Genomic DNA, 15584 nt, shown 5'->3' with positions numbered 1-15584 from the left:
TCATTATAAAAAACTAGCAACCATTACTTGAGTATAACCAATCAAAATATCGAAGAATTAATCGCGCTTTGTAAAGAGAATAATCAAAAAGCCCAATTTGAAATTTACAACCGTTACAGTAAAGCTATGTACAACGTGGCTTACCGTATTGTAAAAGACGAACATTTTGCACAAGACGTCATGCAAGAAGGTTTTTTGAAAGCATTTACAAAAATAAACGACTACAAACAAGAAGTTGCTTTTGGCGCGTGGCTGAAGAAAATTGTCATCAATTACAGTATTGATTTTTACAAAAAGAATAATGCTTTTCAGGTCGAAGATCTGAGCAAAACACTTTATAAAATCGAAGAAAATGATGATTTTTATTCGGAAACCATTGATTTTAACACTTTAAAAGTGAAACAGGTTTTAGACACTATTTTAGCGCTGAAAGACAGCTACCGAATGGTTCTGACACTTTTTTACATTGAAGGTTACGATCAGGAAGAAATAAGCGAAATTTTAAATATTAGTTATCAAAACTGCCGAACTACATTAAGCAGGGCAAAGGAAAGTTTGCGAAAAAAATTAGAGGAGATATGAAAAAGGAAAATGACAATTTAGATCAATTATTCAACAAATTTGAAAACCAATGGGATGTTCAGGAATTAAATTCAGATCATCAGGACGTTTTTTTAAATAAATTAAACAAGAAACAACCCAAAAAGAAAAATTACTGGTTTGCAGCATCAATTGCAGCAACGATAGTTTTAATGCTTGGAATAACTCTTTTTTATAAAAATGAAAAACCAAAGGAATTCAAATTTGCATCTAAAGAAACACAACGTACTGATTCTATTTTCAACATTCTAATTGATAACGAACTGGTTAAACTGAAGGAAAAAAGTTCGCCTCAAAATGAGCAGATTATCAATGATGCATTAAAACAGATGAAAGTTTTTGATGCCGACTACCAAAAAATCATTAATGAATTGCAAAAAAACGGTGAAAACAAACAAATCATTTATGCCATGATAAGCAATCTGCAAACCAGAATATCTTTTTTGCAGACGGTTTTGAAAAGAATTGAAGAAAACGAAAATTTAAAAAACACAAGCCATGAAAAAACATTATAAAATATTAATCCTGTTCATCTTGATTCCTTTTCTGGGATTTTCAAATGATGACACTGCTATTTCAAAACAAAAAAATATCAAGAAAACCTTTATCGTAAATTCGAATGCAGGAATTGACATTGATAATAAATACGGAAACATTACAGTATCAACCTGGGATGAGGATAAAATAGATCTTGACATCACAATCAAAGTTACCGGCTCAAATGAGAATTGGGTAAACGAAAAACTTAACACGATCGATGTTGATATTACGGGCTTAAAATCTATGGTTACTGCTGTAACAAAAATTGGGAACTCAACCAATAAAGGAAGAGGAAGCAGCAACAGCTTTGAGATTAATTACGTAATTAAAATACCTAAAAACGGAACCGTAAAATTGATGAACAAGTACGGAAATATTACAACCTTAACTATAGAAGGTTCAACAGATATTAGTTGTAAATATGGAAAAGTCAATATTGGAAAACTAAACAATCAAACCAACAGACTTAATATTGAATACTGCCAAAATTCATCAATCGATTATATAAAAAATGGCACAATTGAAGCGCGTTATTCAGGATTGAAAGTAAACGATTCAGGTAATTTAAATTTTGATGCTAATTATACAGATTTAGTTGTTTCTGATTCTCAAAACATTAAATACGACTGTAGTTACGGAAATTTAAAATTTCAAAAAGTAAATTCGTTTACAGGTACAGGAAATTATTTAACCGTTTCTGTTGCAGAGGTTTCAAACAATTTGAGCATTGATACCAATTACAGCAAAGTTAACATTGGCACATTAACCGAAAAAGCAAAAAATGTAAATATTAATTCAGGATATACCGATATTACAGTGGGTTATAATTACAATTACGCTTTCGACTTTAATATCAACACTAAATATGCTAATATTAAAAACGGTGATGATTTAGAAATCAATGTGAACGAAACCAAAAACAGTTCAAAAAATATTAGCGGCTTTCATAAAAAGAAAGGTCAGAATAAGGTAATAATTAATTCAACTTACGGAAACGTATCATTAATCAAAAAACAATAATTTTAAACAATCAAAAACCATGAAAAAAATTATTCAATCAGTAGTTTGCGCAGCATTTTTAATCGGCTTTACAGCTAATGCACAAGAAAAAATTAACGGAAATGGCAATGTTGTAACAGAAACAAGAACAACTTCAGAATATGATGCGATTAAGATCTCAGGCTTTTTTGATGTTGATTTGGTTGCAGGAAAAGAAGGAAAAATTACGATTAAAGGTGAACAAAATATCTTATCAGCAATTATTGTTGAAGTCGAAGGCAATGCTTTAAAAATTTACGCGAAGAAAGGCACCAATTTACGTCCGAGCACAGGAAAAAAAGTTGAAATTACAGTTCCATTTGAAAAAATATCTGAACTTAATTTGTCAGGTTCAGGTGATATTGTTACTAAATCTCAAATCAAAAATGATAAATTTTCAGCAAAATTATCTGGCTCAGGAGATATTGATTTAGATGTCGCAACAAATTCTTTCGATTTCAGTTTGAGCGGTTCAGGAGATATCAAATTAAAAGGAAATTCAAATGACTTAGTTATTAAACTTTCTGGTTCTGGAGATATTGAAGCGGCGAATTTGAAATCTAAAAACGCTAATGTAATGGTTTCAGGCTCAGGCGATGTCAAAATCAATTGCAACGAAAGTTTAACAGCAAGAGTTTCAGGTTCAGGAGATATTAAATATACTGGAAATCCTGAAAAACGTGATGTAAAAGTTTCGGGTTCAGGAAGTATTTCAAAAGCATAATTCTAAATAAAGCTCAATAATAAAAGATTTTTTTAAATCATCAAATCAAAAAACGAACTAATCATTCCTCTTTTATTATTGAGCTTTTATTTTCTTCATACTTTATTAAATAAAAAAAGAGGCGCTTAAAGTGCCTCTTTTTTATGAACTCTTCTTAAAAGGAAAATCGATGTAACGAAGAAAATTGCGAGAACAACAATTGCTTTACGTGGGCTTCCAGTTCTTTGGTCAATTATTCCATAAATACACATCCCTATTACAATTCCGATTTTCTCGGCAACATCATAAAAACTAAAAAACGAAGCTGTATCTTCTGTTTCTGGCAATAATTTTGAATAGGTTGATCGCGAAAGTGCTTGAACTCCACCCATTACAAATCCTGCAATTGTTGCCATAACGTAAAAATGCATTGGCAATGTTATAAAATAAGCTAAAGCGCAAAATACTGCCCAAATAGCATTAATAAAAATCAAAGTTGGAATATTTCCAAATTTTGCAGAAGCTCTGGAAGTGGCAACTGCACCAATTACAGCAACCAACTGAATAATAAGGATACAAATAATTAAACCTATTGTCCCCTCTTCTTTAGATGACCATTGGATTTCTTGTGCTCCAAAATAAGTAGCTACCAGCATTACAGTTTGCACTGCCATACTTGAAACGAAAAAACCTCCTAAATAACGTCTTAAAGGAACATTATCTTTCAATAAGCCCCACACTTTTTTCAATTCTTTAAAACCATTAAAGACTACATCTTTAGTCAACTTTTGACCGTTTTCTTTACTTCCTTTTGGCAAATAATAATACGTATATTGGCTAAAAAGAATCCACCAAATACCAACCATAATGAAAGAATAACGCATTGCTTCTATTGCTGTAATATGGAAAGTTTTTGGAAACATAATCATACCAAGATTAATCAGCAATAAAATCACACTACCAATATATCCCAAAGAATAACCTTTTGCACTGATTCTATCCTGCTGATCCTCAAAAGCGATATCTGGCAGATAAGAATTATAAAAAACCAAACTTCCCCAATATCCTATCAATCCCAAGAAATAAAATGCCAATCCTATATAAATATTTCCAAGATCAAACCAATATAATCCTACGCATGACAAAGCTCCTAAATAGCAGAAAAACTTCATGAAAGCTTTTTTATTCCCCACATAATCTGCAATTCCAGATAATAAAGGAGAAATAAATGAAACAACTAAAAATGCTGCTGCCGTAGTAAAACTAATTAAAGCTGAATTTTTAAGACGCATGCCGAAAACATCAATATAATGACCGCGATCCGTAAATAAAGCTTCGTAGAATATTGGAAATACCGCCGATGCAATAGTTAGTGTATAAACTGAATTTGCCCAATCATAAAATGCCCAGGCATTTAATAATTTCTTATCTCCTTTTGGTAGGTTTTTCATAGAAATGATTTTGTTAATGCGCTACGAATTTATCCAATTTTTATCATAATCAAATACAAATTATTCGATTCATATATTATTAAATTATGAACTACAAAAAAAGCTACTCGAAAAACGAATAGCTAAGATTTGATTTATCTGATATTCAGAATTTTATTTTATAGTTCCCACTTTAAGCGCAATTGCCTTAGCTTCAGGAACCAGTGCTTTTATATTAGCAATTCTTGTTGCATCTGATGGGTGTGTACTCATAAATTCAGGAGTTCCTGCCGCTCCAGATTTTGCAGACATTCTGCTCCAGAAAGCAACAGCATCTTCAGGATTATATCCTGCAATGGCCATTAAAGTCAAACCGATTTTATCTGCTTCACTTTCGTTACTTCTACTGAAAGGAAGCATCACTCCTACTTCTGATCCAATTCCGTATGCTTGTGCAAAAATTTGTTGAGTTGCTTCAGATTTTCCACTTGTTGCTGCTCCTAAAGCCGCTCCTCCAATTTGCTGCAATTGTGCTGCAGACATTCTTTGTGCTCCGTGATTTGCTAATGCGTGCGAAACTTCGTGTCCCATAACAGTTGCTAAACCAGATTCATTTTGCGTTACAGGCAAAATACCTGAATAAACAACAATTTTCCCTCCGGGTAAACACCATGCATTAACTTCTTTATTATCAACAAGTTTATATTCCCATCGATAATCTTTCAAATATTGTGTTTGCCCTAAATAGTTTAGATATTTCTCAGCGGCCAATTTAATTTTATATCCTACTGTTTCAACAAGTTTTGCATCAGATGTTCCTATAACAACCTTATTTTCAGTCAAAAACTGATTGTATTGCTGAAAAGAAGATGGAAATAATTCACTATTTGAAACAAAATTTAAATTCTGCTTTCCCGTTATTGGATTTGTCGCGCAGCTACATACTAAAACTGCCGTAAAAAGCCCTGTGATTAGATGTTTTTTCATGATTTTACAAATTTAGCACTAACAAAAATACAACTAAATTTGATTTCACTTTTACATAATTTTCAAAAACGATATCAGAATTTACTTATTCACCAACAATATGAAGTTCATTGAACTCTTTATCAATAATTAAGCAATTATTTTGTTCGAAGCTAATTTTATCAAATTCGATTTTTTCATTATCGATTTCAATTTCAGTAACCTTAAATGGAAGTCCGATTAAATTAATTTTATACTTAGAGTACGGCGTATCATATTTTCCTTCTTTATGAAGCTGAATGATCAATTCTTTCTCTTTTCCGATAGTTCTGAAAGACAAAAAGCTATATCGCCCTTTTTTATAATCATAACCGTCTTGTGCATCTTCATAAACTACGGACTTTTCTTTGCCTTTTTTAAAATATACATCTAACGTTAATTCATCAAATTCCAATTCTCCAACATATTGCTGAACTGGATATTTAGGTATAATAGCGCCTGCTTTTATAAAAACTGGAATCTCATCAAATTTGGTGTCAATCCAGATTTCTCTTCCCCCTAAGAAAAGTTCATTTGTCCAGAAATTATACCACTCACCTCTAGGAATATACATTCGTCTACCTACAGCATTAGGTTCAAGAATTGGACAAACTAAAATTTGATCTCCGAAGATAAATTCGTCATTGCGATAATGTGTTTGTGTATCATCTTGATCGTAATAAACCAAAGGTTTCAACATCGGAATACCCTCTTCAATATATTGCCAGAACATCGTATATAAATACGGCAACAACTGGTAACGAAGATTCACAAATTTTCGGGTAATATTAATTACTTCTTCATCAAAAGCCCAAGGTTCCTGATTTCCATGATCTCCAGAAGAATGCGTTCTGCAAAAAGGATGAAAAACGCCTAACTGAATCCAGCGTGCATATAATTCGCCTGTTGGTTGTTCCGCAAAACCTCCAATATCAGAACCTGTAAAGCCCATTCCCGAAATTGACATTCGCTGAACCTGAATATTCGCAATCCATAAATGTTCCCAGGTTGCTACATTATCTCCTGTCCATGAAGATGTATAACGCTGCGCACCCGAATATGCCGATCTTGTAATTACGAAAGGACGTTTTGGATAAACAAATCGTTTTACACCATGATAAGTGGCTCTGGCCATTTGGGTTCCATAAATATTATGAGCCTTTCTGTGACTGCATGGATTTCCGTCGTAAACATGGCGAACATCCATTGGGAAAGTTTTATTTGGAACCTCCATAACGGCCGGTTCATTCATGTCATTCCAAACTCCTTTTACGCCGATATCTGAAATTAATTCTTTAAATAATCCTGCCCACCATTCTCTTACTATGGGATTTGTGTAATCTGGAAAATTACATTCTCCAGGCCAAACTTTCCCTTTCATATAAGGACCATCGGCGCGCTTGCAGAAATAATCTTTTTCTAAAGCTTCTTTATAAACCCAATAATTTTTATCAATTTTAATTCCCGGATCAATGATAACAATTGTTTTAAAACCGTCTTCCGCTAATTCAGCAACCATCTTTTTTGGATCAGGAAAATATTCTTTATTCCATGTAAAACATCGAAAACCATCCATATAATCGATATCCAAATAAATGGCATCACACGGAATTTTAAGTTCTCTGAATTTCGAAGTAATTTCTTTTACTTTGCTTTCTGGATAATAACTCCATTTACATTGATGGTAACCTAAAACCCAAAGTGGTGGTAGCTCAGGTTTTCCCGTTAAATCTGTATAAGTTGTAACAACATCTTGCATTTGAGGACCATAAATGAAATAATAATTCATTTCGCCTCCTTCAGCCCAAAAACTAGTTACATTTCTTCTTTCCTGACAAAAATCAAAAAAGGTTCTGAAAGTATTATCGAAGAAAACTCCATAGGATTTTTGATTATGCAATCCAATATAAAACGGAACTACTTTATAAAGCGGTTCCTGATCTTTTTGATACGCATATTGATCGGTGGCAAAATTTTCTACTCTTTTGCCTTTTAAGTTCATCTGAGTGGCTTTGTCGCCAAGACCGTAAAAACATTCTCCATCTTTTGAGGATTTGCTCATTTTTACAACGTTTCCGCCATACTCATAACTTTCTTCCCAATGAAATCCAAGTTCATCCTGAAGAATCAAGCAATTTTCCAAGTCATAAATAGATAGACGGACATCAGCTTTTTTAATTTTACAAATTACTTTACTGGTTCTGATTTCAAAATAATTTTCGTCTTCACTAACCTGCAAAAAATTATAGCCATGCAATTGCGTTTTATCAATTGCATACGAAAAATCATTGCTAAAATATCCTTTTGTGGTAAAACGAAAACGAAGTAAACTGTCTCTAAGAACCGTGACTTTTAAAATTACATTGTTGTCAGTGTAAAAAGAAATGGAATCTCCCTCATGTTCATACGAAACTATTTTTGACGGAAATAAATTGCCTTTATGTTCTAGTGATGTATTTGTAATCATATCGCTATTGTCTTAATTATATAACTCAATCCTTACTTCAAACATACAAAAAAACTTGGTAAAGCACTATGAATAAAAGGTTTATTCACGAAAACGTTTTTTCTGAATGAGTACTAAATTAGTTTACAAAAAATCAATAATTCGATAATTTTAAAACACAAAATTGATAAAACGACATTATTGAAAATTATACCTAAATTTCTATTCAAAAGAATAAACCGTTACGCTCAAAGGAGGCAAAATTAATTCGACTGAATAATCTCTTCCGTCATAAGGTAAATTATCAATTTTTAAAGATTCAGAATTACCAACGCCACTTCCTTCATAAATTTTAGCATCAGTATTGAAAACTTCTTTTAATTTTCCTTTTTGATAAATACCAATTCTATAATTTTCTCTAATAACTTGCGTAAAATTGCAAACCACAATTAGATTTTCATCAGGATTATTTCCTTTTCGGATATAAGAAACAACAGCATTTTGATGATCGGAATAATTAATCCATTCAAAACCTTCGCCTGTGAATTGTTTTTCGTACAATGCTGGCTGAGATTTGTATAGCTGATTCAAATCTGTAATTACCTTTTTAATTCCTGAATGATAATCATATTGAAGTAAATGCCAATCCAGACTTTTTTCAAAATTCCATTCATCGCTTTGTCCAAACTCCGATCCCATAAACAATAATTTTGTTCCGGGATGTGTGAACATGTATCCATAAAGTAATCTTAAATTAGCAAATTTCTGCCATTCATCTCCAGGCATTTTATTAGCAATTGATTTTTTACCATAAACCACTTCGTCATGCGAAAACGGAAGCATGAAATTTTCCGTAAAAGCATAAGTCATTGAAAAAGTCAAATCATTTTGATGATATTTTCTGTAAACAGTTTCTTTCTGAAAGTACTTTAAAGTATCGTGCATCCAGCCCATCATCCATTTCATTCCAAAGCCTAAACCTCCGTAAGATATTGGTCTCGAAACCATCGGAAAAGATGTGCTTTCTTCAGCAATTGTCTGAACTCCATCAAAATTAGCATAAATAACTTCATTGAATTCTTTAAGAAAACTAATAGTTTCCAGATTTTCTCTTCTACCATAAATATTTGGCTCCCATTCGCCGTCATTTCTAGAATAATCAAGATATAGCATCGAAGCTACTGCATCAACTCTTAATCCGTCAGCATGATAATTTTGAAGCCAAAAAACAGCATTACTGATTAAAAAAGCACGAACTTCATTGCGACCGTAATTAAAAACCAAACTTTTCCAATCCGGATGATAGCCTTTTCTTCGATCTGGATGCTCATATAAATGTGAACCATCAAAGAAACCTAAACCATGAGCATCATCAGGAAAATGTGATGGAACCCAATCCAAAATCACACCAATACCAGCCTGATGCAGTTTGTCAACCAAAACCATAAAATCCTGTGGTTTTCCAAAACGAGAAGTCGGAGCAAAATATCCTGTTAGCTGATATCCCCAAGAAGGATCATAAGGATATTCCATAATTGGCATAAATTCAACGTGTGTAAAACCAGTTTCTTTTACATATTTTACTAAATCATCTGCCAATTCTAAATAAGTCAAAAATCGGTTATGTTCTGCTCGTTTCCAAGATCCCAAATGCACTTCATATACTGAATATGGTTTATCTAAAGCATTTTTCTCATGACGAGATTCCATCCAATTCTTATCTTTCCAATTATAATCTAAATCCCAGACAACAGATGCCGTATGTGGCGGTTTTTCACAATATAAAGCAAACGGATCTGCTTTTTCTGTTACTACACCGTCTATATTAGATTGAATTTTGTATTTATAAAGCGAACCTTTAGACAAATCAGGAATAAAGCCTTCCCAAATTCCAGAAGAATCCCAGCGAACCTGAAGCTGATGTTCATCTTGTGTCCAATAATTAAAATCACCCACCACTGAAACCAATTTGGCTGTGGGTGCCCAAACAGCAAAATAAACTCCCTTAACTCCATTTACTTCAATTAAATGTGCTCCCAACTTTTCATACAATTTGAAATGTTTGCCAGCTTTGAATAAATCAATATCAAAATCGGTAAATAGAGAATGCGTAATTACTTTTGTCATATTTGGTTTTTAAGGCAACAATTGGATTTTTTTTATTGGATTTGAAATTTTAATATTATTCAATTCTAAAATTATCAGCGAGAATCGCACCTTTTTTAATGACAACAATACCATCTTTTATGCTGTATAATTCATTGGTAAAATTATCTAAATGTTTTCCTCCGCTAATATGAACATTATTTCCAATGCGAACATTTTTATCTACTAAAGCATTTTTTATGAAGCAATTTTCACCAATTCCAACATGAATTTTGTTTACACTTGCCTCATGATTGAGTTCGTCCAAATCTTGATAGAAATCATTCCCCATCACATAACAGTTTTCAAGAACAGTTCCAACACCAATTCTGGAACGAATTCCAATTACCGAACTTTTAATTTCTTTAGCATTGATAATGCACCCTTCAGAAATCAATGATTGATTGATGATTGAATTTCTAAATTTTGATGGCGGTAGTAATCTTGGTCTTGTAAAGATTTTATTGTCGTTATCAAACAAATTAAATTCCGGAATATCTGCTGTTAAGCCAATATTTGCTTCAAAAAATGATTCAATATTTCCAATATCTGTCCAATATCCTTCGTACTGATAACTCAATATTTTATGTTTTCCAACGGCTTGAGGAATAATTTCTTTTCCAAAATCTTTCGTATCTGGATTCGCCATTAATTCCTCCAACAATGATTTATTAAAAATATAAATTCCCATTGAAGCCAAATATTTTTTGCCTTTTTCCTGCATTTGTTCACTTACCTCAGATTCCCATTGCGGTAATAATGAAGCGTCAGGTTTTTCTATGAAAGCTTCAATAACACTTTCATGATTGGTTTTTAAAATTCCAAATTCCGGAGCGTCTTTGGCATTAACAGGCAAAGTTGCAATAGAAATTTCGGCATCAGCAGCAATATGGGCTTCTAACATTTCATTAAAATCCATTTGATACAATTGATCTCCAGAAAGAATTAAAGCATGATCAAAATCGTGTTTTAAAAAGTGAGACATACATTGTCTAACAGCATCGGCAGTTCCCTGAAACCATGTAGGATTGTCTGGTGTTTGTTCAGCCGCCAAAATATCAACAAACGACTGACTGAAAATACTAAAGTTAAAAGTATTTTTAATGTGAGCATTCAGAGATGCAGAATTAAATTGCGTCAAAACAAATATTTTAAAAATATCTGAATTGATGCAATTTGAAATTGGAATATCAACCAAACGATATTTACCTCCAATCGGAACAGCAGGTTTTGATCTTGTTTCTGTCAATGGGAACAAACGAGATCCCTGTCCACCTCCTAAAATAATGGCAACTACATTTTTCTTTTTAAACTTCATTTTGCTGAATTATTAAGTTGTATATTTCGATATATTCTTGGCACACACTTTCCCAGGAATGATCTGCTGACATTCCTCTTTTTAATACTTTATTAAAACTTATTTTATCATCGTACAGTTTAACTGCACGATTTATCGAATAACAAACATCTCCAACGGAAGCCTGATCATGACAAACTCCATTTCCTTCATCTCCAAAATCAATAACCGTATCTCGCAATCCCCCGGTTCTTCTCACAATCGGAATTGTACCATATCGCATTGCATACATTTGATTCAAACCACATGGTTCAACTCTCGAAGGCATCAAAATATAATCGGAACCTGCATATATTAAATGTGCCAATTCTTCATTATAACCAATAAAAACATTGTAATTGCCTTTATAATCATTTCGCAATTGTGTCAATTGCATTTCAATTTCAGCATTTCCAGATCCTAAAATCAGAATATTAATATTTTCGAAATTTTCGGATAATGCCAATGCAGACGCTTGTGGTAATAAATCGCCCCCTTTTTCTTCAAATAAACGCCCAATAAAACTGAATAACGGTTTTGTTGGATCTAAATCAAATTGTTCACAAAGCTTCTCTTTATTTTTTTGTTTACCAATTTCAAAAGTTTCAATCGAATAATGATGTTCAATCATTTTATCTTTTAATGGATCCCAAACTTCAATATCAATTCCATTTAAAATTCCTTTTGATTTATTTCTAACCGAATTAAACAATGCTTCTAATCCATTTGCAGCATAATTAATTTCATTTAAATAACTAGGAGAAACCGTAGTAACAGCATGTGCACATTTTACACCAACTGCCAAAGAATTAATAGAATGATTCCACTCCAAAAATCCAACATGAATCAAATTAAATTCCGGCAAATAATGCAGCTTATCAAAACCAAACCAACCTTGATATAAACCATTGTGAATAGTAATTACAGTTTTAACGCTTCTTAAACTTTCGTATTTATAAGCATATTTTACTAAAAAAGGAACTACTCCAGTATGATGATCATGGCAATTTATAATATCTGGAACTTTATTTCGTGCGGTAATCCAATCTAAACTTGCAATTTGAAAAGATAAAAATCGTTCAATGTCATCTTCATAGCCATAAACATTTGGTCTGTCAAATAATTCTTTAATTTCAATCAAATAAAGTTCATACCCAAGCTTGTTAGAAGTCTCTTTTAAGACACTGAAAGGAAATTCAAAATTTCCCAATTTGACATTTCCCCAATGAACGCACTCAAAATCATTTTCTTTTCTGAATTTTGTATCATAACAAGGAACAACGACTCTTACCTGATGTCCAGCATTGGTCTGATATTTTGGCAATGCTCCAACAACATCGGCCAATCCACCAACTTTTGCCATTGGATAACACTCTGCACTTAAATGAAATATTTCCATCCTAAAATTAATTACAGCATTCAATATTAATTTATGATTTATTTTTTTCTAGAAACAATCATTAATATGCTACTTTTATGTTTCCTAAATTTAGGAAAAAATAAGCATAATCTAGCCTTCAAAAAAAAATTATTAATATGGCAAAAAAGGAAAGTAATCCTACTAAATCATTAAAAATTCCACAGTTTATTATTGTATCCTGTAAAATTTGCGCGTTTATTTCAACCAAATTGGTTACAAAATATGCGGCTAAACTATTTACTACGCCAATAAAACATAAGATTCCCAAACGAGAACTTGAGATGGATTCTAAAAGTGAACAAATAACGATTAACGTTCCCGCAATAGACAAAAATATTGTCACTTATCATTATGGCAAAAGTGATCATAAAATTTTATTAGTTCACGGGTGGTCTGGAAGAGGTACACAATTATTCAAAATAGCTGATGAACTTTTGAAAAATGGTTATTCAACTGTAAGTTTTGATGCGCCAGCACATGGAAAATCTAAAGGAAAGTCAACTATTATGTCTGAATTTATTGCTTCAATATTAGAAATCGAAAAGCAGTTTGGGCCATTTGAAATTGCAATTGGACATTCTTTAGGCGGGATGTCAGTTTTAAATGCTATAAAAGATGGATTAAAAACAAATAAAGCAATTATTATAGGAAGCGGAGATATTGTTCAGGATATTTTAGATGAGTTCATTTCAAAATTAGGTTTAAATCAAGAAATAAGTGAGCGTCTTCGTAATCTTTTTGAAGAAAAATATCAAGTGAAAATGGATGATTTTTCAGCGTACAGAGCAGCACAAAAAGTAAAAATACCCGTTTTAGTAATTCATGATAATGACGATCCAGAAGTTTCCGTAAAAGCAGGAATTCACATTCATGAACAACTCGAAAATGGAAGTTTATATTTAACTGATGGTTTAGGTCACAGAAAAATACTTGGTAATCAAAATGTTATCAAAAAAGCATTAAACTTTATTAAAACTAGCTAATTTTGTGGTAGTTACATTTTTAAAGACAACCTAAATTAGAGAAAGAAAATGGATTTATTTGGAGAAACATCAGATTGGGAAACAAAATTAAAACCAATTTTAGAGAAATATAAAGGAAAAACACACCCTCTAGAATATCATAACACTTATCAGTTATTAGTAATGGTAATTTTGTCTGCACAAGATTCTGATGCAAATATTAATAAAATAGCACCTTCTTTATTTGAAAAATTCCCAACACTTAATAGTTTATCTAAAACCGATTTTGAAACATTTATCCCTTATATAAGTAAAGTTCGAAACTTTGGAACAAAAGCAAATTGGTTATTAGAAATTGCTAAAACAATTCAAAATGATGACAATATTCCGTTAAATATGAAGGAAATAACAACCTTAAAGGGAGTTGGAAGAAAATCAGCCAATGTTATATTAAGAGAAACTGGAAAACCCGCAGAAGGAATTATTGCCGATTTGCATGTTATTCGCGTAGCTCCCAGAATTGGAATAATAAAAGAAGCAAAAGACGGAAATAAAGTTGAAAAAGATTTAATGCAAGTGCTGCCAAAAAATATTTGGTCAGAAATTGGAATGGCAATTTCTTTTCTAGGAAGAGAAACCTGTAGACCAAAACCTAAGTGTGAAGAATGTATTTTAGCAGATATTTGCTTTTATTATTCTACAGAAGTTGCTTAAAATCTCTACTTTCTTCTAGTATCAATTAAATAAATAATTTTCCAGGAATCTTTCTCTTTAAATAAAGTAAAAGTATTTACACCTGTATGACTCAATTTATCATTTAGATAAAATTCATAAGGTGCCCAAACATGTGCCATTGTTCCATCAATTTGAATATTATAACTAAGTATTTTCTCCTGAAATTTCATAGTTGACGGAATTGATGCAATTGATTTGTAAAATTCTTTTGCAGTTTCATTAGACAACTTATTTCCTTTTGAAACACTCTCACTGATAGATTGCAGAATCATTTTATCTGCACAAACCGATTTTATCTTCAAAGTGTCTTTTTGATGGAATCCTTCAAAAAAGACTTCAATACTTTTTTGAACCTCTTGTTTTTGAGCATTTGCACACAACCCTGATAGCAGAAAGCATATAACTATATAAAATTTCATATTCATAAAAATTTTAAACGCCAAATTGAGAAAGATGATGGTCCAAATGTTTGGCAAACATATTATTCCATTCTGTAGAAGTCAATTTTCCAAAAGAAAGTGATTCTTTACCTTCGAATTCCTTTTCACCTAATTCCTGTGTTTTATCAATATAAGCAATTAATCGGCTTTTTTCAATTTCAAAATCACGGTCATTTTTAATGATAAACTGTGATGCTGTACCAACATTTCTAGGATAAGGTCTGTCACCTACCACTGTTTTTTTTGCTAGCAGTTTTAAAATAAATTTCATAAATCCATTAGGTTTCGGATGGATATTATCATAAACCATTTCGTAAGTAACATTACAATGTGCAAGCATTTGAGCAACACTCATTTTACCCCAAAGTCCTTTTGAATCAGGTGTAAGCTCGCTTATTCTATTTATGAATTGATCACAATCCTCTTTCTGAAATATATTTTGCATATCTTAAAATTCTATTAGAAAACAAAAATATAAAATTTAGCAATAAATACATTTTTGCAATCATTTTAATTAATGTCGTTGACAGCAAAAAAAATCTAAAATTAATAAAAACACAACGCCTTGATTTACAATACACAGATATTTAATAAATAAAAATATTTTGGGCGTTTCCCTCTGGGTCGTGCTGTCCGCTGTATCTTTTGCGGGAGTAGTTTCAGGAAAATAGAGCAGCTGCTGGTTTCCCGCAAAAGGATGCCGCTCCCATCACTAACGCGCTTCGGGGTAAATGATAAGTTTCAGTTCCAGAAGATTTCTCCAAAGTGGTTATAAAACAAAAAA

Annotated in this window: 14 protein-coding genes; 6 read left to right on the top strand and 8 right to left on the bottom strand. The window is 32.0% G+C overall.

From position 1 onward, the window contains the following. Window positions 1-27 precede the first annotated feature (27 nt). The 4 genes from GQ47_RS00070 to GQ47_RS00055 are packed head-to-tail and all read left to right on the top strand — an operon-like array spanning window position 28 to window position 2902. Window positions 28-582, top strand: a complete 555-nt coding sequence (locus tag GQ47_RS00070) for an RNA polymerase sigma factor (protein WP_035643443.1) — start codon at window positions 28-30, stop codon at window positions 580-582. Continuing rightward, on the top strand, window positions 579-1115 hold the full coding sequence (locus GQ47_RS00065; RefSeq protein ID WP_035643441.1) for an anti ECF-type sigma factor: 537 nt from the start codon (window positions 579-581) through the stop codon (window positions 1113-1115). Before GQ47_RS00070 ends, GQ47_RS00065 begins: the two co-directional genes overlap by 4 nt. Then, window positions 1099-2160 carry a hypothetical protein gene (locus GQ47_RS00060; RefSeq protein ID WP_035643439.1) on the top strand — a complete coding sequence of 354 codons (1062 nt, stop codon included), beginning with the start codon at window positions 1099-1101 and terminating at the stop codon, window positions 2158-2160. The genes GQ47_RS00065 and GQ47_RS00060 overlap by 17 nt, the downstream gene beginning before the upstream one ends. Before the next feature lie 19 nt (window positions 2161-2179). Next, window positions 2180-2902: a head GIN domain-containing protein gene (locus GQ47_RS00055; RefSeq protein WP_035643438.1), complete on the top strand. Its 723-nt coding sequence runs from the start codon at window positions 2180-2182 to the stop codon at window positions 2900-2902. 125 nt (window positions 2903-3027) lie between these two features. Here GQ47_RS00055 and GQ47_RS00050 read toward each other — a convergent pair whose 3' ends face one another. The 6 genes from GQ47_RS00050 to GQ47_RS00025 form a co-directional block, all read right to left on the bottom strand. Then, window positions 3028-4332, bottom strand: coding sequence for an MFS transporter (locus GQ47_RS00050; protein WP_035643436.1), 1305 nt, complete (start codon window positions 4330-4332; stop codon window positions 3028-3030). A gap of 153 nt (window positions 4333-4485) precedes the next feature. Continuing rightward, a complete protein-coding gene (locus GQ47_RS00045) occupies window positions 4486-5298 on the bottom strand; it encodes a M48 family metallopeptidase (protein WP_035643434.1) in 813 nt (270 codons plus the stop codon). A gap of 85 nt (window positions 5299-5383) precedes the next feature. Continuing rightward, complete coding sequence (locus GQ47_RS00040) at window positions 5384-7783, bottom strand: glycoside hydrolase family 31 protein (protein WP_035643432.1); 2400 nt, start codon at window positions 7781-7783, stop codon at window positions 5384-5386. A 201-nt stretch (window positions 7784-7984) separates the two neighbouring features. Then, entirely contained in the window at window positions 7985-9889 is a 1905-nt protein-coding gene (gene glgB, locus GQ47_RS00035; protein WP_035643429.1) for a 1,4-alpha-glucan branching protein GlgB, read from the bottom strand. Window positions 9890-9944: 55 nt separating this feature from the next. Next, entirely contained in the window at window positions 9945-11225 is a 1281-nt protein-coding gene (locus GQ47_RS00030; protein WP_035643426.1) for a glucose-1-phosphate adenylyltransferase, read from the bottom strand. Further along, complete coding sequence (locus tag GQ47_RS00025) at window positions 11215-12642, bottom strand: glycogen synthase (RefSeq protein ID WP_035643423.1); 1428 nt, start codon at window positions 12640-12642, stop codon at window positions 11215-11217. Before GQ47_RS00025 ends, GQ47_RS00030 begins: the two co-directional genes overlap by 11 nt. Before the next feature lie 137 nt (window positions 12643-12779). Between GQ47_RS00025 and GQ47_RS00020 the strand changes: the two genes are divergently transcribed. Together GQ47_RS00020 and nth are read left to right on the top strand one after the other, a co-directional pair. Further along, window positions 12780-13646 (top strand): alpha/beta hydrolase, encoded by an 867-nt coding sequence (locus GQ47_RS00020; RefSeq protein ID WP_035643421.1) that lies wholly within the window; start codon window positions 12780-12782, stop codon window positions 13644-13646. Between the two features lie 48 nt (window positions 13647-13694). Further along, the gene (gene nth / locus GQ47_RS00015; protein WP_035643417.1) at window positions 13695-14339 is read left to right on the top strand and encodes an endonuclease III domain-containing protein; all 645 of its coding nucleotides are present in this window, start codon (window positions 13695-13697) and stop codon (window positions 14337-14339) included. Window positions 14340-14344: 5 nt separating this feature from the next. Here the strand turns inward: nth and GQ47_RS00010 are convergent, their stop codons facing one another. After that, on the bottom strand, window positions 14345-14779 hold the full coding sequence (locus tag GQ47_RS00010; RefSeq protein ID WP_035644980.1) for a nuclear transport factor 2 family protein: 435 nt from the start codon (window positions 14777-14779) through the stop codon (window positions 14345-14347). A gap of 13 nt (window positions 14780-14792) precedes the next feature. After that, window positions 14793-15245 carry a DUF1569 domain-containing protein gene (locus GQ47_RS00005; RefSeq protein ID WP_035643414.1) on the bottom strand — a complete coding sequence of 151 codons (453 nt, stop codon included), beginning with the start codon at window positions 15243-15245 and terminating at the stop codon, window positions 14793-14795. Between the last annotated feature and the right edge of the window lie 339 nt (window positions 15246-15584).

Origin of the sequence: Flavobacterium sp. ASV13, assembly GCF_000745775.1 — a bacterium.
GTDB lineage: Bacteria > Bacteroidota > Bacteroidia > Flavobacteriales > Flavobacteriaceae > Flavobacterium.
Note: the sequence above shows the minus strand (reverse complement) of the source record. Positions and strands in the feature narration are given on the sequence as shown.

What these genes read in the sequence shown, in the direction of transcription:
- GQ47_RS00040 (WP_035643432.1), bottom strand. Translation starts at nt 7,783, where the DNA reads ATGATTACAAATACATCACTAGAACATAAAGGCAATTTATTTCCGTCA.
- GQ47_RS00020 (WP_035643421.1), top strand. Translation starts at nt 12,780, where the DNA reads ATGGCAAAAAAGGAAAGTAATCCTACTAAATCATTAAAAATTCCACAG.
- GQ47_RS00010 (WP_035644980.1), bottom strand. Translation starts at nt 14,779, where the DNA reads ATGAAATTTTATATAGTTATATGCTTTCTGCTATCAGGGTTGTGTGCA.
- GQ47_RS00025 (WP_035643423.1), bottom strand. Translation starts at nt 12,642, where the DNA reads ATGGAAATATTTCATTTAAGTGCAGAGTGTTATCCAATGGCAAAAGTT.
- GQ47_RS00045 (WP_035643434.1), bottom strand. Translation starts at nt 5,298, where the DNA reads ATGAAAAAACATCTAATCACAGGGCTTTTTACGGCAGTTTTAGTATGT.
- GQ47_RS00065 (WP_035643441.1), top strand. Translation starts at nt 579, where the DNA reads ATGAAAAAGGAAAATGACAATTTAGATCAATTATTCAACAAATTTGAA.
- GQ47_RS00050 (WP_035643436.1), bottom strand. Translation starts at nt 4,332, where the DNA reads ATGAAAAACCTACCAAAAGGAGATAAGAAATTATTAAATGCCTGGGCA.
- glgB (WP_035643429.1), bottom strand. Translation starts at nt 9,889, where the DNA reads ATGACAAAAGTAATTACGCATTCTCTATTTACCGATTTTGATATTGAT.
- GQ47_RS00055 (WP_035643438.1), top strand. Translation starts at nt 2,180, where the DNA reads ATGAAAAAAATTATTCAATCAGTAGTTTGCGCAGCATTTTTAATCGGC.
- GQ47_RS00060 (WP_035643439.1), top strand. Translation starts at nt 1,099, where the DNA reads ATGAAAAAACATTATAAAATATTAATCCTGTTCATCTTGATTCCTTTT.
- GQ47_RS00005 (WP_035643414.1), bottom strand. Translation starts at nt 15,245, where the DNA reads ATGCAAAATATATTTCAGAAAGAGGATTGTGATCAATTCATAAATAGA.
- nth (WP_035643417.1), top strand. Translation starts at nt 13,695, where the DNA reads ATGGATTTATTTGGAGAAACATCAGATTGGGAAACAAAATTAAAACCA.
- GQ47_RS00030 (WP_035643426.1), bottom strand. Translation starts at nt 11,225, where the DNA reads ATGAAGTTTAAAAAGAAAAATGTAGTTGCCATTATTTTAGGAGGTGGA.